The organism is Citrobacter sp. Cb023 (assembly GCF_030336805.1).
GTDB lineage: Bacteria > Pseudomonadota > Gammaproteobacteria > Enterobacterales > Enterobacteriaceae > Citrobacter > Citrobacter braakii.
In genome coordinates this window covers 62181-81932 of the sequence record NZ_JAOWCV010000037.1, presented here as the reverse complement: position 1 = coordinate 81932, position 19752 = coordinate 62181, and the positions used below count along the sequence as shown (strand labels likewise).

Annotated in this window: 14 protein-coding genes; 7 read left to right on the top strand and 7 right to left on the bottom strand. The window is 48.2% G+C overall.

Going from position 1 to position 19752, the window contains the following annotated elements; all coding sequences use genetic code 11:
• Positions 1 to 22: 22 nt before the first annotated feature.
• The 6 genes from OGW44_RS13205 to dpaL form a co-directional block, all read right to left on the bottom strand.
• Complete coding sequence (locus OGW44_RS13205; protein ID WP_185654491.1) at positions 23 to 3265, bottom strand: ATP-binding protein; 3243 nt, start codon at positions 3263 to 3265, stop codon at positions 23 to 25.
• A gap of 4 nt (positions 3266 to 3269) precedes the next feature.
• Positions 3270 to 3884: an acid-sensing system DNA-binding response regulator EvgA gene (evgA, locus tag OGW44_RS13200; RefSeq protein WP_016157256.1), complete on the bottom strand. Its 615-nt coding sequence runs from the start codon at positions 3882 to 3884 to the stop codon at positions 3270 to 3272.
• A gap of 466 nt (positions 3885 to 4350) precedes the next feature.
• The gene (locus OGW44_RS13195; protein ID WP_047358943.1) at positions 4351 to 5637 is read right to left on the bottom strand and encodes an MFS transporter; all 1287 of its coding nucleotides are present in this window, start codon (positions 5635 to 5637) and stop codon (positions 4351 to 4353) included.
• A 78-nt stretch (positions 5638 to 5715) separates the two neighbouring features.
• Positions 5716 to 7308, bottom strand: a complete 1593-nt coding sequence (locus OGW44_RS13190) for an N-acyl-D-amino-acid deacylase family protein (protein WP_047358944.1) — start codon at positions 7306 to 7308, stop codon at positions 5716 to 5718.
• Between the two features lie 67 nt (positions 7309 to 7375).
• Positions 7376 to 8560, bottom strand: a complete 1185-nt coding sequence (locus OGW44_RS13185; RefSeq protein ID WP_047499508.1) for a YgeY family selenium metabolism-linked hydrolase — start codon at positions 8558 to 8560, stop codon at positions 7376 to 7378.
• 36 nt (positions 8561 to 8596) lie between these two features.
• A complete protein-coding gene (gene dpaL, locus OGW44_RS13180) occupies positions 8597 to 9811 on the bottom strand; it encodes a diaminopropionate ammonia-lyase (RefSeq protein ID WP_431819029.1) in 1215 nt (404 codons plus the stop codon).
• Positions 9812 to 10187: 376 nt separating this feature from the next.
• On the opposite strand from dpaL, the gene OGW44_RS13175 reads away from it, so the two are divergent.
• A complete protein-coding gene (locus OGW44_RS13175) occupies positions 10188 to 11936 on the top strand; it encodes a sigma-54 interaction domain-containing protein (RefSeq protein WP_137366520.1) in 1749 nt (582 codons plus the stop codon).
• Positions 11937 to 12015: 79 nt separating this feature from the next.
• Here the strand turns inward: OGW44_RS13175 and OGW44_RS13170 are convergent, their stop codons facing one another.
• Positions 12016 to 12516, bottom strand: coding sequence for an anti-virulence regulator CigR family protein (locus tag OGW44_RS13170; RefSeq protein WP_016154103.1), 501 nt, complete (start codon positions 12514 to 12516; stop codon positions 12016 to 12018).
• A 309-nt stretch (positions 12517 to 12825) separates the two neighbouring features.
• On the opposite strand from OGW44_RS13170, the gene melR reads away from it, so the two are divergent.
• The 6 genes from melR (at position 12826) to galE (ending at position 19735) form a co-directional block, all read left to right on the top strand.
• Complete coding sequence (gene melR, locus OGW44_RS13165; RefSeq protein WP_016157262.1) at positions 12826 to 13764, top strand: transcriptional regulator MelR; 939 nt, start codon at positions 12826 to 12828, stop codon at positions 13762 to 13764.
• A gap of 193 nt (positions 13765 to 13957) precedes the next feature.
• Positions 13958 to 15418 carry a Na+/H+ antiporter NhaC gene (gene nhaC / locus OGW44_RS13160; protein ID WP_016154105.1) on the top strand — a complete coding sequence of 487 codons (1461 nt, stop codon included), beginning with the start codon at positions 13958 to 13960 and terminating at the stop codon, positions 15416 to 15418.
• A gap of 124 nt (positions 15419 to 15542) precedes the next feature.
• Complete coding sequence (locus OGW44_RS13155; protein ID WP_016157263.1) at positions 15543 to 16715, top strand: MalY/PatB family protein; 1173 nt, start codon at positions 15543 to 15545, stop codon at positions 16713 to 16715.
• A gap of 154 nt (positions 16716 to 16869) precedes the next feature.
• Positions 16870 to 17505, top strand: a complete 636-nt coding sequence (locus OGW44_RS13150; RefSeq protein ID WP_016157264.1) for a carbonic anhydrase — start codon at positions 16870 to 16872, stop codon at positions 17503 to 17505.
• 208 nt (positions 17506 to 17713) lie between these two features.
• A complete protein-coding gene (locus tag OGW44_RS13145; RefSeq protein ID WP_016154108.1) occupies positions 17714 to 18652 on the top strand; it encodes a glucosamine inositolphosphorylceramide transferase family protein in 939 nt (312 codons plus the stop codon).
• A 66-nt stretch (positions 18653 to 18718) separates the two neighbouring features.
• Positions 18719 to 19735: a UDP-glucose 4-epimerase GalE gene (gene galE, locus OGW44_RS13140; protein ID WP_047414821.1), complete on the top strand. Its 1017-nt coding sequence runs from the start codon at positions 18719 to 18721 to the stop codon at positions 19733 to 19735.
• Positions 19736 to 19752 lie beyond the last annotated feature (17 nt).

Below are 19752 nucleotides of genomic sequence, written 5' to 3'. Positions count from 1 at the left end.
TACGGCAACCCGATCAGGGGGGTTAATGGCTAATCAAACTGTTAATCTCAATCTCAATTTCCCGCATGACGGCAACAATCTTCTGTAATGCTTCCTGGCGTACTGCCAGAGGAAGATCGTCATGTCGCATCGATTCAAAAGGTTCGCATAGCGTCTGAAGAGCAGTAATGCCCAGAATTTGCGCCGAACCATGCAACCGGTGAAGGGCTCGCAAAAACAGCTGGGGTTCGTCTTGCTCAACGGCTTTCTCAGCCGCCTGTAAATCGCTAAACGTTGCCTCGCGGAATGTTTCGAGTATCTCGTTCATTAATGCGCGATCGCCGCCAGTATTTTCCGTCAAGACATTGAATTTCAGATGCCGGATTGCACAAGGAGACGAATAACCGGTTTCGATTTTGCTTAATTCATGCGTCAGTGTCTGAATCGACACGGGCTTAAACAGACACAAATTCATGCCGTTTTGCAGACACCTGTCACGTGACTGTGGGAGCGCGCTGGCCGTCAGTCCCCATATTTGTAAATGAGGCTGCTGACGACGTAACGAAGCCGCAAGATCAAACCCGTCCTTCTTCGGCATATTCACATCGGTTATCAACAGGTCGTATGATTTTTTAGCCAGTTTGGCTTCGGCTTCCTCACCATCACACGCTTCATCCACGCTGTAACCAATGGCGTTCAACTGTCGCTTAAGCAGCAGGCGATTGGTCGGGTTGTCATCTGCTATCAAAATAGACAGACACGGCAGCGGCAACAGCGCCCCCGGCGTGTTGCTATCCGGTACAATTGACTGGCGGGCAGTCTCAACCGGCAGCGTTATGGTAAACGTGGTTCCTTGCGCCGGGACGCTCATCAACTCCAGCGTACCGCCCATCAGCGTCACCAGCTCTTTGCAGATAAATAATCCCAGACCAGACCCCGTTTGTTGACGCCCACAGCGCCCCTGAGCGTAGCGACGAAACAGCCCGGTCTGCTCCTCTTCGCTAATCCCGCAACCGGTATCGCTAATGGCGATGGTCAGGGTACCGTGATTCTCCCCGTCTGGTGTTAAACGGGCCGTCACATGAATGCTACCCTGCTCGGTAAACTTGAGCGCATTGCCCACCAGGTTGGTGAGAATTTGCCGCAAAGCTTGTTGATCGACAAACACCCGCTCGTTTGCCGGCAACTGGCTTACGCAAGCAAGCGTAACGCCTTTCTGTCTGGCTAAGGCATCAAAAGAGTGACACTGCAATTCAATGAGCTGCGAGAGATCCGTCCATTGAGGAACAACCTGATATTTACCAGACTCAATCTTATCAACGTCCAGAATCTTACCGATCAGCCCAAGCAGTGACTGGGCTGTCGCTGCGGTAAGAGCAATCGCCTCTTTTCGTTGTGCCGGGCTGAGTTCTGAGCTCGACAGTAATTCCAGAAAGCCCACAATCGAGCTGACAGGGGTACGTAATTCATGGCTCATGCTCGCAAGAAAGCGACTTTTGGCCTTGGTTGCTTCAATCGCTTTATTTTTTTCGGTTTCCAGTTCTTGAGATAATGCCTCTTTGAGATGAAGCTGCTCTTCCAGCTGCCGCTGCGATTGTTTTCTTTTATTGACCTCACGGGAGAGTGAGATCCCCCAGATCAGGCTAATTGCTATCAGCAACAGCGCAAACACCACCAGTTGATAGAACTGTTTGCTATACCGACTCCAGAGATCGACCTGCGTATTAGAAATTTTCGACCACTTCTCCGTCATCTGCAAAATCTCACGCGGCGGTATCGCCTGCAGCGCTTTATCCATGACGGACTTCAACATGGGCTCGTGGGGAGAAACCGCAAAGCTCACCGACGCGCCAGGCATATCTGGTAGCCTAAAAAAGTGCATGTTTTTCTGGTAGTCATGATCGACCATGAACCTTGCCGACAATTCGGTAACAATTGCCGCGTCAACCTTGCCATCCCTGAGCATAGTCATCGCGACGCTGCCAGTATCAGCATCCACCCAGGTGGCCTGCGGGTAGCGTTGTTTCAAGTCACTTTCCAAAACATGCCCGGCGGGCAACGCAATACGGATCGGTGTATTCAGTAACGAGTCGGCCGTTTCATCGCGGGAAGTGATAATCACAAACGCCACATTCATCAGCGGATCGCTAAAGGTCGAATTGTGCTGATTTTGATTTGTCAGGGTGATAGTGGGATACATATCCCATCGTTCGCCGCTTATTTGTTTTGTCTGTTCACTTTTGGTGTTGGCCAAAACCGGCTCAAAATCAATCCCCGTTTGCAGATGAATAATATTCAGCAAATCGCCAAGAATTCCACGTAACTCACCGCTGCGATCGACAAGCGTGTAAGGCGGATAATCTGGATTGATAAGAATGCGAATAGTATGTTTCTTCTTCAGCCACGCTTTTTCCTGATCGGTAAAAGGAATAGGCGCATTCAGAAAAGCAAGGTTACCGCGGTTCAGCCAGTTCTGCATGACCTGCATATGAATTTCATTACTGATTGACGTAATGAAACCATCAAGAATATTTCTTAATACTGGCTGGTCGTCCTTCACCACAAAATAATTATATTGCTCTTGTTTATCAAAGTAGTGCGTAATAACCAGTGATTGCGAAAAATATCGGGAGACACAATGACTGCTGGTGATATTGTTCCCAATATAATATTGGTTATCACCGTTCACTACTGATGCCATGGCCTGATACTCGTCGTCGAAAAATGAGACTTTAGCTTCAGGAAAAGCATCCTGGATAACATCAAGAAAAGGACAATCTCGCACACACGCGACGCTAACCGGATGCTCCGAGGTCAGCGGCAGCATAGTGTTTTTTAGCGAGGTCACAAGCGTCGGCCACGTCGTCAGCAATGCCGAAGTGCGCAATAAATGGCCGCCAACATCTTGTCGCCGGGACAGCTGAGTTATCAATGTATCTACATCGTTACTGGCAAGTGCGGTCAGCGCTTCTTGCTCATTATCATACTGCTTTATAACAATTTTTATATTGAGATTCTTTTGCATTAGCGCAAGATAATCCGCGTTGACGCCCCGATAATATTCACCGCTATTTTGATAAACAATGGGGGAGACTTCCGGTAACCAGGTGCCAACAACCAAGGTTTTTTTATGCGCTAACCAGTTTGTTTCTTCACTGTTCAGGCCGATATGTTGTACTGAGGTATTATAGTTACTTTTTAGCTCAACTTGCCGGGCTGAGCTTACACCCGTAGAAAACCCGATGGTAAATATGACCATCAAAAAAATAAACAAGCGTTCCAGCATTACTCTATCCTATTTTATTTCTTTGCGCATAATCATAAATTTCCATTAATGACGAGCAATCTAATTTCTCCATCAAACGGCTTTTATAGGTGCTTACCGTTTTATTACTGATGTTCATTTTGCTGGCAATAGTGCTGTAATCCATACCGTTAAGAATATAACGCAACACTCTCATTTCCTGGGTCGACAACGTATCAAGCTTATCCTGTTCGCTGACAGATGAGCCAGTAAAATGCTCAAGGGAAAAGGGAAAATAGCTATACCCATTTTTTGCAGCTTCGATTGCGGCAAGAATATTATTCATACCCTCTTTTTTACTCACAAATCCGTTGGCACCGTATTCGGCGCTACGTTTGCCGTAAAAAAATTCATTTTTGGCTGAAATGATAATGATTACACCAGCATAGTGCCGCTTTCGCAGTTGCTCCAGCACTTCGATGCCGCTGATGCCCGGAATATCCACATCAATAATCAGTAACTCCGGCTTAGTTTTCTCAACGGTTTGGACCACATGCTCTCCGCTGTCGAGCTCGGTGGTTACGGTAATACCATTAGTATCGAGTAAGTTGCGGATGGCTATGCGAGCTAATGGGTGATCATCAACGATTATCGCGTTCATTGCGTATAAGAATCCCGATAAATAAAGAGAGGCGATGGCTATCGAGCAGGTGAGCCTTAAGCATTATAATTTATAAAAATAAGGCGTTATCAGGTAAATCCTAACACATTCACACGTATATTTATTAGTTTTTTATAAAAACGAAGAATAAGGTATAAATGCAACACTGCATTTTACAAATTTTAAACCTTGAGCCTATCTAAATATCAAACCATTAACACAACCAAAAGGAATATTCCTACATGTGTAGGATTAATCCCTCATCTATTATGATTCATTCTTAATGGCCGGGGTCATATAACCAGGGGGGGTCATCACAACGGCAAAGGTGTATATGCAGAATAGCTATCTAAGAATCATTTTTATACCAGGTCAAATCTGGAGAAAAAGATAATAAACCTGCTGATTTGATAGTAAAACGCCCTGTGGCTCAGGAATCAGCAGAGCCACAGGAGTCAGTCATGAATCAGGCTTTACTGGGCAACGCCCCAATAGCATGGGAGCTTTTCACGGTCAGCGTAACGACGGCAGAACATAACAGCGCGGCAATCATAAAGATAAAGGCGCTGTTATAACTTCCACCACTGCTTTGAATCAGCCAGCCGATGATAGGTGCAGAAACGACTCCCGCCATCTGACCGCCAAAGTTAACGATCCCGGATGCCCGCCCCATGATGTTGCTGGGAATGGTGTCCATCAGAATGCCCCAAAATGTCGCCATAGCGAAGAACATGAACAGGGCTGAAATACACTGATAAACCACCGCCATATCTGCACTGCTCACGCTGAAGGTCAGGTACAGGAAACCCGCGGCAATAACGGAGGTCACGACATACAACGTTTTACGCTGGGGTTTAAATTTATCTGAGCAATAGCCGCCTAACAACGTTCCGCCTGCGCCAAACAGGAAGGGAATGGCCGCCATGACGCCGGTTTTTGCCAGAGAAAACTCACGAACGGTGATCAGGTAGCTTGGCAGCCAGGTTGAAAAGCCCCAGAAGGTGATATCAAACAAAAACCAGATACTTGCCATTTGCCAGAGCACCGGCATTTTGAGGACGTCTTTAAACGCGATGCCGCTGGTGTTTTGCAGGCTTCCCTGCTCGTCAGCAGCCAGTTCCGCCAGATCCTGCTGCGTAATTGCGGGGTGATCTTTCGGATTGTCACGGGTAAATAAGTAAATCCCCGCCGCGATAAACAGACCCGGAATACCTAGCACGATAAAGACCATGTGCCAGCCAAAGGCCCCGATTATGCTTGCAGCTACCACTACCGCCAGCGCCGGGCCTAAGGTGTTTACCGTTGACTGAATCGCCGTGGCGCGGCCACGTTCTTTCGACGGGAAATAGGTTGATATCATCTTCCAGGAAGCCGACGGGAAACAACCTTCACCAACACCAAAGAAGAAGCGAACGGCCAGCATTAGCGGCAGCGTCAACACGGCACCGGTTAAGCTGGTGAAAACAGACCACCAGGCAATACCGATGGCCATGATTTTGCGCGAACCAAACTTATCCGCCAGTAAACCGCCGGGAATTTGAAACGCGGCATAACCAATAAAAAAGGCGCTAATAATTAACCCTTGTTGGGTTGTATCCAGATTTAAATCTTTGCCGATATAAGGGAGAGAAACGCTCATCACCATTCTGTCGAGAAAAGAGAGCAGCCACGCCAGCCAGATCAATGTCAGGACGGTATACCTTGCTTTCCAGGTCTTTGGTTTACCTGAAGGTAAAGACGTTTGTAGGTTCATTGTGATGTCCTTAGGGTGTAGTGATCTACCGCGGCCATAAATGGTCGCGATAAATCAATGCGTGTTTAGCGTTATTTATTAATATTGTTTTCTAATAACCGTACCGCTACAGGCATAACTTTCAGTGCCATTGATTAAGGCAATGCGCCCATTAACCATGACAATTTCAATCCCTTCCGGATATTGATTGGGTTCAACAAAAGTGCCCTTATCGGCAATGGTGTTCGGATCGAACATCACAATATCCGCCGCATAACCCACTTTCAGCAGCCCACGATCCTGCAGGCCTAATACCTCAGCGGGTTTGCCAGTCATCTTACGGATTGCCGCTTCCCAGCTCAGACATCCCTCTTCACGCACATATTTACCGAGCACACGAGGGAATGCGCCAAACACGCGCGGATGCGGTTTGCCAGCCCCCATTAAACCGTCGGTACAGACATTTTGCTCAGGACGGCAAAGGAACTTAATCACATGCTCTTCAGTACCGTAAAAGTCGACCATCCCAACGGCGTTTTCTTCTTCAAACAGCAGATCGAAGGTGGCGTTGTACGGATCTTTTCCGCGTAGCTCGCCCAACTGAACGAGGTTCAGACCGACGGCATCCTGGTTTTTTGTCGTTTTCACGCTGGTGACAAAAATCTGGTCCAGCCCGGCAAAATCGATAAAGTTATCCCAGCCAGGAATGCCCTGCTGAATATCGTCGATCATTTTGGCGCGCAGTTCAGGCGAGGCCAGCCGCTCAAGTAATTTGTCAGTGCCACCGGAGTGGACCCACGGCGGCAGGATCACGCCGAGCATCGTGCTGCCCGCCACATACGGATACTGGTCGAAAGAGATACGAATCCCCTCTTCCTGCGCCTGTTCCAACATGCCCAGCATCTGGTCAATCAGCCCCCAGTTTTTCTTACCGCAAACCTTCATATGTGAAATATGCAGCCAGACACCGGTGGCGGTGGCGATATCAATCAGTTCCTGCGTTGAGTTGATAATATCGTCCGCTTCACTGCGCTGATGCACCACAAAGATCCCGTCATATTTCGCCGTCACTTTGCACAGTTCAATCATTTCGGCGGTATCGCCAAAGGCGCAAGGCATGTAGATGAGCCCAGTGGAAAGACCAAACGCCCCCGCTTGTAACTCCCGCTCAAGGATTTCGCACATCTTCGCCACATCCTCACGAGTAGAGGGGCGCCCATCCAGGCCCATGGCTTCCATGCGTACGTTGCCATGCGGAACTAAATACGCGAGGTTTGTCGCCGGATGACGCGATGCCAGCAGATTGAGGTAGCCGTCTGTGTTTTTATATTTCCAGTCTATTTTGTCGGTATCGCCATCCAGTCCGGCGATATTTTTACGCCAGGCCGGAATATATTCTTCAGGCAACGGCGCCAGGGCGACACCATCCTGCCCTAACAGCTCGGTGGTAATACCCTGACGAATTTTTGCCGACAGCGCGGGGTTAATAATGGCCGACAGGTCAGAGTGCGTATGGGTATCAATAAAACCAGGACAAATAATTTTTCCCGTTGCGTCAATAACCTGCTCATTAACGCCAGCGTCAATTTGACCGATTGCGACAATGCGTCCTTCGTCAACCATCACATCGGCAATTCTGCCTTCACTGCCCGTTCCATCGATTACATTTCCGTTTTTGAAAATGGTTTTCATCGTTATTCTCCATAGCGGTGTCGCTTCACGACACCACTTGTAAGGTAAGAGGTTGTTATCTTTATTTTTATTGGCGATAGAGTGTCTGAATGATGCTGTAATAGCCGCTGGCCGAGCCGGTTAACTGATCAATCTCGATATATTCATCGATGGTGTGGGCCAGGTTTTCGCGTGAAGGTCCGAAGCCGATAGTTTTAATTCCCGCTTCGCCCGCATAGTGGCTGCCGTTGGTGCAAAATGAGTACTGTGTGATGGTTGGATTAAACCCGGCCTCGCGAACGCCAGCCAGAGCGGCCTGCACGAATTCGTCAGACTCGTCATACACCCAGCCCGGGAAGAAGCGCTCGCCCTCAATCGTGGCACCGGTATAGCAAGACTCCTGACCTACCGCGTAGGAGACACGGGCCTTAAACTGCGGATCCTGTGCGGTAAGTTCCGCAAGCGCATTTTCCAGTGGGGCAATAACACTTTCTTTGGTTTCACCCACCAGCAAACGACGATCGTAGGTTGCGCGACAATAATCCGGCACTACCGAAGCTCCCGGGTATGGCGAAGATTTAATGTCGGTAAGCTCCAGAATGCCAGGCCCCAGTACCGGGTGCGTGGGCGGAGTGATTGTGCGAATTTTGTCGATCAATTGCGCCATTTTGTACACCGCGTTAATGCCTGCCTGCGGGTTGGCGGAGTGTGCGGGTTTACCAAACGTTTCGACCACAATTTCAGCGCGGCCACGCTGACCAATTTTCAGGTTTAACTCGGAAGCTTCACCGATGATCACGTAGTCCGGCTTATAGCGCTCGCTGACCAGCCGGGCAGCAATACCTTCAAAGCACTCCTCATGCACGATGCAGGCAACGTAGATTTTGCCGGCAAAATTACGCTGATTGTCCTGGCCGAAAAAACCCACGGCGGAAATCATCGCCGCCACGGCACCTTTCATATCGGTTGTACCGCGACCATAAATTTTGCCATCGTCGATATCGCCGCCGTACGGGTTGCGGCTCCACTTCTCTTCGTTGACCGGCACGGTATCGATATGTCCATCGAGAACCAGCGTTTTCCCCGGCTGATTGCCGACAATGCCGCCCACAATGTTGCCGTACTTATCAACGTGGATGTCATCGAACTGGTAATGCTGCATCATTTTTTTTATGGCATTAACCACTTCCCCTTCCTGACCGGAATAACTTTTTTGTTGGATCAGCGCCTGACAGTTTTTAATGACTTCATCAATACGTTTTGCAGATAACATGGGTTTCTCCGTTATTTCTCTCAATCAGGAAATGTGTTATTTGATGCCCGGGTACTGACCGCCCCAGACAATATCCAGATATTGTTGCGGGTCGGTGTCGCCTTCGGTACTGACCAACAGCACGCGGGAATGCGCATCCAACCCCAGTTGTTCACGCGTTTGCGCCAGTTCAGGTGAGGTCATCAGCAGCGCCAGCAGACCGGAAGTGACCGCGCCGGACTCACCAGATACGATCTGCGGATCGCCCGCCAACGGATTACCCAGCATGCGCATGCCCAGCGCTGCGACTTCATCAGGGCAGGAGGCAAATGCGTTGGCATAATCACGTAGCAGTTTCCAGCCGATGCTGTTCGCCTCACCGCAGGCGAGACCAGCCATCACGGTTTGCAAATCGCCGCCCACCGCAATTGCATCCCCCTCTTTAGAACGGGCAGAGCGGTAAAGACAATCGGCAATTAACGCTTCAGCGACGATCACTTTCGGGCGGTGTGCCCCCCAGGCTGCCGCCACCATTCCCTGCACCATTCCGGCAAACGAGCCAACGCCTGCCTGAACAAAAATATGCGTCGGCGCAACCTGATGCAGCTGGTCTATCGCCTCCAGCATCAGCGTGCCGTAGCCCTGCATAATCCACTGCGGGATTTTTTCATACCCTTCCCAGGCGGTATCTTGCACCACAATCCAGCCATGCTTTTGTGCCTGTTCCGCGGTCATGCGAACCGCATCGTCATAGTTCATGTCGACGATTTCAGCGGTAGCGCCTTCATTACGGATGGAGGTCAAACGCTGCTGCGAAGAGCCCTTCGGCATATAAACCACGGCGTTTTGCTTCAGTTGGCGCGCCATCCACGCCACACCGCGACCGTGGTTGCCATCGGTGGTGGTGGCAAACGTGACGGTTTGGAGATCGCGGCGTACCTCTTCGCTGGTCATCACGTCAAACGGCAGTTCACTGATATCCTTGCCGATTAATTCCGCGATATGGCACGCCATCGCATAGGAGCCGCCCAACGCTTTGAAGGCTTTCAGGCCAAAACGCTGAGACTCATCCTTGAGATAGATATTTTTAACACCCAGCTTTTGTGCAAGAGCCGGCAGCGTATATAACGGCGTCGGCGCATAACCCGGAATAGACCGATGAAAATTCAACGCTTTTACCAGTTCCTGGCGACTAAACGGTGCCAGCGGCGCGTTTGGATGTTCGGTAAACGGTGTCTGGTTGATAAAAAATGATAAGTTTTCCTGCATCATAAAACCTCATTGTTCTGGTATTTCACTCCCTGTAATAGACGTATACAGAGATATTTACGCTATCGGTATTGCCAATAGAGCAAAATGCTTACCAGTTTTTTATTAATCGAGTAAAACTTTATAAATATTTTAATAAAGGCTTTATTTTCAACCAATTAAAAAGAGATCAAGATGGGTACTGAAAAATACCACAGCGTTAGTTTATCGCCTCGTTTGATAAATTCTCACAATTGATAAATAGTGTGATCGCGGAAGATAAAATAAAAAAAACATCCAAAAACAGAGCGGTAGATTGATTTTTCGCAAATCATTTTTGCATTGCTTCGCATATTTATCATCTCCCTTGAGAAATGCCACTCACTGCCGGAGAAGTACCATGATTTCAGTACTCAGCAATATCCAGGATGATATCTGCAATTATGCCGACGCTATTTCTGGCATAACCGGAACGGATGTTGAAATCATCGATGAATCCTTAATGCGCATCGCTGGCACCGGTAAATACCGACATATGCTCAATGAAAACGTGGCAAAAAATGGCTACATCTACCACCACGTTTTGCAGGTCCGAGAAACGGTTCTTATCAAAAACCCCGGCGAACATCCGCTGTGTCAGTTATGTGAAAAACACCACTACTGTTCTGAAATGCTGGATTTGAACGCACCAATTTTTCTCAACAATCGTGTGATTGGCGTGATCGGAATTATTTGCTCAACCCAGGCGCAGCGTGACGCGTTATTGAGCCAGATTGATAAGTTTGTCACTTTTATTGAGCAAATCGCGGTGATGATCTCCAGTAAGGTCTTTGAATGTCTGGAGCGTTTACGCGCGCAGGAAACCCTCGGCGCATTTCGGCGTCTGATCGATGCCATGGACCGCGGCGTTGTAGCAATTAATGGCAATGGTCTTATCTGGCATGCCAATCATTCAGCCGATCGCATTCTCAACCGCGAAGTTCAGGGATTACCGCTGACCATTGAAACAACCGGGGACAGTTTGTATGGCGATGAAGAAGCATGGCTGACGCTTGAAGGCCAGAAACACCATGTACTGTGCAAACAAATTTCGCTCTCCTCGCTGGATAACGATCGCTTAACGATGGTCATCTTTCGTGATGCGCACGACTACCTGAGTAACCTTACTCCATCCCCTTACGAGTCTGACACGCAGGTGCGGCTGATTGGTCACTCTTCCTCAATGGAGCAGCTCAGAAGCACCATTAGCAAAATTGCCAACAGCTACGCCAGCGTGCTCATCACCGGGGAAAGCGGCTCGGGTAAAGAGGTCGTGGCATTTGCCATTCACCAAAACAGCCCCCGTAAAGCCGCCCCTTTCGTGACAATCAACTGCGCGGCAATCCCCGAGCAACTACTGGAAAGCGAACTGTTTGGCTATGTACGCGGTGCATTTAGCGGTGCAGATCCCAAAGGACGAATGGGGAAATTTGAACTGGCCAACGGCGGCAGCCTGTTTCTGGATGAGATCGGCGATATGCCGCTGCACCTGCAGGCCAAGCTGCTCAGGGTGTTGCAGGAAAAAGCGATCACCCGCGTGGGTTCTAATAACATCATTAATATTGATGTGCGCATTATTGCCGCGACCAACAAAAATATTAGCTCGATGGTGGAGAATAATCAGTTTCGCGAAGACCTTTTCTATCGCCTGAATGTCGTCCCTCTGGTGCTTCCTTCCCTGCGTGAACGCAGGGCTGATATCGCCGTCCTCGCACAATACTTTGCCGATGAGTTTTCGGTCAGTTACCAACGTGCACCGCAAAAACTGCCCGATGACGTTATTAATCGCCTTTATGCCTGGCACTGGCCGGGGAACATTCGTGAATTACGCAACGTCATCGAATACATTTTTGTGATGCGCGGAGAAGCCGCCGGGATCAACGCCAGCCATCTGCCCCCTTATTTACTCTCCCCGGCTGACAGCAGGAAAACCACGATGACCGCACAACCCCGACAGCTGGCGAACCAAGGAAAACAAGCGGAAAGGGACGCCATCGAAAATGCCATCCAGCGATTTGGTTCAAGCGTGGAGGGCAAAAAACAGGCTGCATCAGAACTGGGAGTCAGTATTGCCACGCTCTATCGAAAAATAAAACTGTATGGTTTGTGAGCCCCACTTTTTTAACAATTAAGCCCGCGTAGCGCGGGCTTGTGGTGGGTATAACAGAGCAAATTAAGTACAGGGATACTTAATCAAACACACCATTGATAACCGCGGTGACAATTGCCGTGCTCAGTGCAATCAACACCAGATTGTCGCCAACAACCTGCCATTCATAACCCGGGTAATACGGCAGTTGATTCAGCATCGAGGATGGGACACTTTTCTTAGCGATCCCCGGAGGAAGTGGTTTTCCTCGCGCCAGATTTTTGGCGATGCCCGGAGGCAGTGACTTATATCCCGTCAAACCATATCTGACGGCGTACTGCCTGGCCACGTTATAGCTAATATCACTATCAACATGGTCCGGCTTGCCATAATTTTTACGCTGTTCCGATTGCGAGTTGTTTTTTGGGCCTGGGTTTCCTTTCTGGCTATGACTGCTATTACCCTTATTCCCACTATTACCATGGTTGCCGCTATTACCATTTCCGTTGCCATTACCGGGGTTAGCCGAAACGGGGATAGCGCACATCGACATCGCGGCAACGGCAACTAAAGCCGTTGCTAAAGTACGGAGCCTGGACATGATGATTCCTTAAGATATGGATACATACAAAATGTATGGTATTGCGTGAATATTGGCTATCGCTATGAATCCGATTTATTGGCAGAAAAACGCTGTCGCTTTGCAAAGTGAGCAGCTTTGATTGACCGTTTTTAAAATTAAAACCCGCCATTCCCGTTAACTCAGATCGGCAAGCGACAGGCACAGGATCTGAGTTTTTGGGAATAACTTCGCGAAAATGGAGAGAAAACGGCGTTTTTTTTCGGTTAAGCTATGTTCATGCTTTGGCGCTACCCATGGTCAGATTCACTATTCAGGAACCCACCCATAATGGCAAAAAGTACCCCGCAGCTGCCGCTCGACCCACATATGTGTCGCAGCTATGAAAAAAAGTCGCGAAGTCCGCTGGCGCTCTACTCAGAGTATCAGCGTATGGACGTCGAGCTGCGGGCTCCGCTGGCCATGACCTACAGCCACTGGCACGGTCAGGTTGAAGTGAATGTGCCGTTTGATGGCGATGTGGAGTACCTTTTCAACGACGAAGTGGTGAAAAGCAAACAGGGCTTTATCACGCTGTTCTGGGCCTGCACACCCCATCAGCTGACGGATGCCGGGCACTGTAAACAGATGGCCATCTTCAACTTACCGATGCATCTGTTTTTGTCCTGGCCGCTGGACAGGGAACTAATCAACCACGTGACGCATGGGATGGTGATTACGTCGCTTGCCTCGCAGCAGTTGAGCGCTTTTGAAGTGCAGCGTTGGCAGAGTGAACTCAACAGCGACAATGAGCAAATTCATCAATTAGCCATTGATGAGATTGCCCTGATGCTCAAGCGATTTAGCCTCGCTGGCTGGCGGCCAGTGCTGGGTAACAAAACATCGCGCACCCAGAAAAACAGTATTTCACGGCATTCACAGTTTTACGTCAGCCAGATGCTGGAGTTTATTGCCGCAAACTGCGACAAACAGCTTACGGTCGATGCTATTGCCGAACACGTTAAGCTCAACCCAAATTATGCGATGGGCATTTTTCATCGCGTGATGCAACTAACCATGAAACAGTATATTACCGCAATGCGCATCAACCATGTGCGGGCTTTGCTCAGCGATACGGATAAAACAATTCTGGATATCGCTACAATTGCAGGTTTCCGATCCAGCAGCCGTTTTTATAGCTCATTTCATAAATACGTCGGCATGCCGCCGCAGCAATATCGCAAACTGAGCCAACAGCGCCGAAATCATTCACCTTATGCCGAGGGGTAATTTATTCGTCAAACTCACTCTTACCTTACTACCAAAATATAAGCGTCAGAATAGCAGGTCAAAATAGATAATCTGCAGCAGTTAATAAAATAGGGTTCAGCCATGAACTCTGGCAACTATGTTACCCATTTATGGGTGACCTGTAGCAGGTATTTATTTGACGTGTTCAACCATTATCGATTGGGATGGAATTATGGAATTAAATAGCTGCACCGCCAACAACAGAAAGCCATTGTCTTTCTTTTGGTCAGTTTTACCCATGATAGTCATGCTGGGTGGCATTAGCATCGGATATTTTATCTTCAATATTCGAGCTGAACCCATGATCCTCATGGGAACCGCAACCGCCTCGTTTATCGCCATCGCTCACGGCTACACGTGGGATGACATTCTACAATCTATTTGCAATAAAATATCTGAAGCGCTTCCTGTCATATTAATCGTCGCCAGTATCGGTTTCTTAATTGGCGCATGGATGGTGTCAGGCACTATTCCAATGATGATTTATTATGGTCTGAAGTGGATTAACCCGCAGTATTTCTATATTTCAGCATTTATGCTGGGAGCGCTGATCTCAGTCTGTACCGGCACCTCCTGGGGATCTATCGGAACCGTCGGGATCGCCATGATTGGCGTAGCGATTGGTCTGAATGTTTCGCTGCCCATTGCTGCTGGCGCTATTGTCTCCGGCTGCTGGTTTGGTGATAAGCTTTCTCCGGTTTCTGACTCAACCAACATGGCGGCGCTGGCTGCCGGTGTAAACCTGTACTCGCATATCGGCCATCTGCTGTGGACCACCGGCCCGGGATTTATTATTTGCTGCGTCGTATACAGCTATATGGGCATGGGCATTGATGCCTCATCCAGCGCGCCAGCCAATATCACCAACTTGATGAACGCTATCGGCCAGATTTATCACTTTAACATTCTGCTACTGTTGCCACCGATCATCGTTTTGTATGGCTCACTGTCAAAAAGACCGCCAATCCCGATGCTCTTTTTATCCACAATAGTCTCGATGATTCTGGCATTAGCCTTTCAGCAATTTACCGCATCATCGGTTGGCGAATCCGTGGTTAGCGGTTTTAAGCTCGCGATGCTCACCGGAGATAACCTGCCAACACTGTCATCAGATGTTTCGCGCTTACTGGAACGAGGCGGCGCCATTTCAATGTTTAGCAGCTTCGTCACCGTCTTCAGCGCCTTCAGCTTTGCCGGCGCAATGAGTGCGACAGGCTCTTTGCACACCGTGATAAACGCGCTCACGAAAGGCGTTAAATCCACATTCCGCCTGGTGGCCACCACGATTGTGACGACGTTCACCATCTGTGCCTGTACGGCAAATGGAACCTTGCCACTGCTGCTGTGCGGCGATGCCTTTAAAGAAGAATATAAAAAACGAGGGCTTGCGACAAAGAACCTCTCGCGTACTACCGAAGATGCCGGAACCGTTGTCGAACCGATTATCCCCTGGTCTGCCTCGGGCGTTTATTGCGCCACGATGCTGGGCGTGGCGACGCTTGATTATTTGCCATGGGCAATCCTCTGCTACAGCGGCATCATCTTTGCCCTGCTGTGGGCTGCCACCGGTATTGGCATTGCTAAATATGAACCAAATGAAGCTACAGAGCATATGGTTGAGCAAAAATCATAGGCTAATAAATAGCTAAATATTGGCTACCACCAGGGTAAATTTAATATATCAATTAGATATACAGAAATATTCTTCACTGTTGCGTTGCTTAAACTATTTTTCAGAGACTGTCCAGGAGTCAGCAATGTCTTTGTTTGATGATATTGTCATAAGGGATGTTAATTGCCGTAAATACGGTCAATTACAACAGATGTACGGCACCACCGATGTATTACCGCTGTGGATTGCAGATATGGATTTTGTGACGCCAGAGCCAATCATGAGCACACTGCGTTCAGTGGTATCGCAGCCAGTACAAGGCTACAACCTGGATTATCCGCAATGGAAAGAGTCCGTTATTCATTGGTATGCGCAACAGTATGATGTCGACATAAAGCCACACTGGTTGCATTTTATTCCCGGCGTCATAAAAACTATCGTGCTCTCTCTGATGGTGTTTACCCGACCAGGTGATAATGTTTTAACCTGTACGCCAATATATGACCCCTACCCTAATCTGGTAAACACCAGCGGCAGGAATTTGATTCAAACGCGCCTCATTGAGAAAGATGGTCATTACGAATTTGACTGGCATGATTTCAGCGAAAAACTCAAGCAGTGCAAAATGTTTCTTTTCCCTTCGCCGCATAATCCGGGCGGTATGGTGTGGTCGCGGGAAACGCTGGAAAAAGTAAGTCACTATTGTCAGCAAGCTGGCGTCATTATTCTCTCAGATGAAGTGCATAGTGATTTAACCCTGCCAGGCAAGCGCCATCTGCCGTTTTTTACTTTAGACGAAGCGACAGGGAGTCAGTCAATCGTGCTGACCTCAATCAGTAAAACCTTCAACACGGCGGCGATCCAGGGCGGAATTGCCATTATTAAAAATGATGAATTACGCCATCAGTTCTATGGTTTCCTGGATAACTGCTACCTTGCCGAGACACATTCATTACAGCAGGCGGCCATTTACAGCGCCTTTACCCATTGTGGCGACTGGCACCAAAAATTATTAGCCTACCTGGCCGACAATGTGGCGTTTGTTAAAAGTGAAATTGAAAAGCACTGTCCCTTAATCTCCATTGTGTATGGCGGCGCATCGTATCTTCTGTTTCTGAACGCGGAAAAAATGAATCTTAGCGATGAACAGCTAAGCGCATTTTTTGTGCAGGAAGCAAAACTGGGTCTGTCACCAGGCGCACAATATGGCCCCGGCGGAGAGGGTCACATGAGACTCAACGTTGGGTGCCCGCGCTCGGTACTGGTAGAAGCGATGAACCGACTGAAAGCGGCGTACCAAAAACGACAGAACGCGTAGCGCGCATCACACTATTTGCCCCGCCACGGTGGGGCAAAACTATACAAAGATGTTGCAGAACTGCTATAAAGTTTTTCCGTTCTGTCGGCTGGTGTTAAACTGGAAAGTGTGATCTTCATCATAACCTGCTTAAACAGAGAAAAGAGACACTGCTATGCAACATATCATTGAGGGCTTCCTCAACTTCCAAAAAGAGATTTTCCCTCAACGTAAGGAACTCTTTCGCAGCCTGGCATCCAGCCAGAATCCCAAAGCGCTTTTCATCTCCTGTTCCGATAGCCGCCTGGTGCCAGAACTCGTTACTCAGCAAGAGCCCGGACAGCTTTTCGTTATCCGCAACGCCGGTAATATCGTTCCGTCTTTTGGACCGGAACCCGGTGGCGTATCTGCTACGATTGAATACGCGGTTGTCGCACTTGGCGTGACGGATATCGTCATCTGCGGACACTCCAACTGCGGCGCGATGAAAGCCATTGCCGATAGCCAGCCTCTGGATCCGATGCCCGCTGTGGCTCACTGGTTGCACTATGCCGATGCCGCGAAAGCCGTGGTTGAGAAGAAAACCTGGAATAACCCAATCGATAAAGTTAACGCCATGGTGGAAGAAAACGTTATCGCACAGCTCAATAATATTAAAACGCATCCTTGCGTCGCGGTTGGGCTGCGAAATAATGCGCTTCGTCTGCACGGCTGGGTATATGACATCGAAAGCGGTGAAATCCGTACCCTTGATAAAAACAGCAAAACCTACGTTTCCCTTGCAGATAACCCGCAGGTGCATTTCGAGTAAATTTTCCCCTGGAGCAAGGATGCTCTGGAGAGCTTTTACCTACTTTTGTGCTATAGACAAAAAACATGCTTGCGGCTAGTTTTAAAATAGCCACTGGTGTTCTCACATCAGTTTTCGCACATTTATACAACGTTGCGACAGGTCTCATGAACTGAGCCGCAAATAGCTGTTCATACATGATGCAGGCGATAAAAAGGAGCGGGTACGAATGCAAGCAAAAATAAAAAGAATAATAAATATGTTATTCTATCATGAGTCGTGGGATATCATGATTATTAAGGATCATGGTACACACTTATTCCCGAATAATACACTGGATATATTAAGTAAATCCGCTGCACAGCAGTTAAAAAAGAAATATACGTTTCAGGCCGATCCTTTTCTTATTGAAAAAGATGATAAACTGTTTGTCTTTTATGAAGCTTTTAGCTTTCGCAACTCGAAAGGCACGCTCCGATGCCGTATTCTTGATCGTGAACTGGTTGAAATTGATGACGTGAAACTTGAAGGTTTTGACGACCTGATGTGTCATTTGTCATTTCCTTTCCTGATTAATATTAACGATCAGCTCTTCATGATTCCTGAATCATCAGAAAGAAAAGAAGTGATACTGTTTCAGTCAGTAGAGTTTCCTACGCGCTGGAAGAAAATTAAAGTTCTAATCTCTGACACCGAAGTGACAGATAACATTTTTCTTTCAATGAATGAGACCTGCTATCTTATGTCGACCACCATGGATAATAAAATAATTATTCATTCGGCCGAGCATCTCCACGGACAGTGGCAGAGAATTACTCCTGCATTGAAGGTGAGCAATCATCATCATCGGGGAGCAGGTGCGCCTTATCTTGTCGATAACAAAATGTATTTCTTAACCCAGGAATGCACACCTGAAACATATGGAAAATCTATCTACATCAAAGAATTAGTCACACTGAATGACGCTAATTTTGATGAGAATCTGATCGAACAAATCAATTCGTCGATCAACCACAGTGACGGCGTTCACACGCTAAATTTCTCAAGTAATTATATTGCCTATGATACAAAAATAAATAAGTTCAGTCTGTTGGCAATCTTTAAAAAAATATCATATAAGTGTATGATTAAATATAGAAACGTATACCTTTCCCGGCAAAATAACTGATCCACTGGATCCTTGGGTGCATTGCTGGAAAATCGCTCGGGTTTTTAGCATTTTTCTGGAGTCTGTATGGCTATTCTTGTCACTGGTGGTGCAGGTTATATTGGTTCACATACTGTTTTAACGCTACTGGAAAGAGGCGATGATGTCGTTGTCATCGATAACCTGGCGAACGCCAGCCGAATCTCGCTGGACAGGGTCGCGGAACTCACTGGAAGGGAACCCATTGTCTATATCGCTGATGTTCTCGACAGGCAGGCATTAAAAAACATTTTCGCCAACCATAACATCACCGATGTCATTCATTTTGCGGGCCTCAAATCGGTTTCCGAGTCGATAAAAGAACCCCTTGCTTACTACGAAAACAACGTCACTGGAACGCTGGTTTTACTGGATGAGATGCTGGCCTCAGGCGTTAATCGATTCATTTTTAGCTCATCTGCTACGGTATACGGTAATCCGGAAAGCGTGCCGCTGAGCGAGCAATCGCGTACGGGGGGAACCACCAATCCGTACGGTACCTCTAAATTAATGGTCGAACAGATTCTGGCCGATTTCTCCCGCGCGCAGCCCGATTTCCGCATTACCTGCCTGCGCTATTTCAACCCGGTAGGCGCCCATCCATCGGGTCGAATTGGTGAGGATCCCAACGGTATCCCCAATAACCTGGTGCCGTACATCTCCCAGGTTGCGATTGGTAAGCTGAAAACCGTGTCGGTGTACGGTAATGACTATCCAACCCCCGACGGCACCGGCGTTCGTGATTATATCCACGTCATGGATTTGGCGACCGGCCATTTAGCCGCGCTGGATAGCCAGAACAAAGGCGCTGCCTACAAGGTGATTAATCTCGGTACCGGGGTCGGTTATTCTGTGATTAATCTGATTGAGGCGTTTGAAAAAGCGGCGCAGAAAAAAATAAGCTATCAGTTTGTCGACAGAAGGCCCGGCGACATTGCCGAATGTTGGTCTGACCCGTCACTGGCATACAAAGAGTTGGGCTGGAAGGCCATCTACAACCTTGATGAAATGATGCGTGACACCTGGAACTGGCAAAAAAACAACCCGAATGGTTATAACATCTAATGTACCCGGCAACGAGC

What these genes read in the sequence shown, in the direction of transcription:
- OGW44_RS13195 (WP_047358943.1), bottom strand. Translation starts at nt 5,637, where the DNA reads ATGAACCTACAAACGTCTTTACCTTCAGGTAAACCAAAGACCTGGAAA.
- melR (WP_016157262.1), top strand. Translation starts at nt 12,826, where the DNA reads ATGGCAAAAAGTACCCCGCAGCTGCCGCTCGACCCACATATGTGTCGC.
- OGW44_RS13150 (WP_016157264.1), top strand. Translation starts at nt 16,870, where the DNA reads ATGCAACATATCATTGAGGGCTTCCTCAACTTCCAAAAAGAGATTTTC.
- galE (WP_047414821.1), top strand. Translation starts at nt 18,719, where the DNA reads ATGGCTATTCTTGTCACTGGTGGTGCAGGTTATATTGGTTCACATACT.
- OGW44_RS13155 (WP_016157263.1), top strand. Translation starts at nt 15,543, where the DNA reads ATGTCTTTGTTTGATGATATTGTCATAAGGGATGTTAATTGCCGTAAA.
- OGW44_RS13170 (WP_016154103.1), bottom strand. Translation starts at nt 12,516, where the DNA reads ATGTCCAGGCTCCGTACTTTAGCAACGGCTTTAGTTGCCGTTGCCGCG.
- OGW44_RS13190 (WP_047358944.1), bottom strand. Translation starts at nt 7,308, where the DNA reads ATGAAAACCATTTTCAAAAACGGAAATGTAATCGATGGAACGGGCAGT.
- nhaC (WP_016154105.1), top strand. Translation starts at nt 13,958, where the DNA reads ATGGAATTAAATAGCTGCACCGCCAACAACAGAAAGCCATTGTCTTTC.
- OGW44_RS13205 (WP_185654491.1), bottom strand. Translation starts at nt 3,265, where the DNA reads ATGCTGGAACGCTTGTTTATTTTTTTGATGGTCATATTTACCATCGGG.
- OGW44_RS13145 (WP_016154108.1), top strand. Translation starts at nt 17,714, where the DNA reads ATGCAAGCAAAAATAAAAAGAATAATAAATATGTTATTCTATCATGAG.
- dpaL (WP_431819029.1), bottom strand. Translation starts at nt 9,811, where the DNA reads ATGATGCAGGAAAACTTATCATTTTTTATCAACCAGACACCGTTTACC.
- OGW44_RS13185 (WP_047499508.1), bottom strand. Translation starts at nt 8,560, where the DNA reads ATGTTATCTGCAAAACGTATTGATGAAGTCATTAAAAACTGTCAGGCG.
- OGW44_RS13175 (WP_137366520.1), top strand. Translation starts at nt 10,188, where the DNA reads ATGATTTCAGTACTCAGCAATATCCAGGATGATATCTGCAATTATGCC.
- evgA (WP_016157256.1), bottom strand. Translation starts at nt 3,884, where the DNA reads ATGAACGCGATAATCGTTGATGATCACCCATTAGCTCGCATAGCCATC.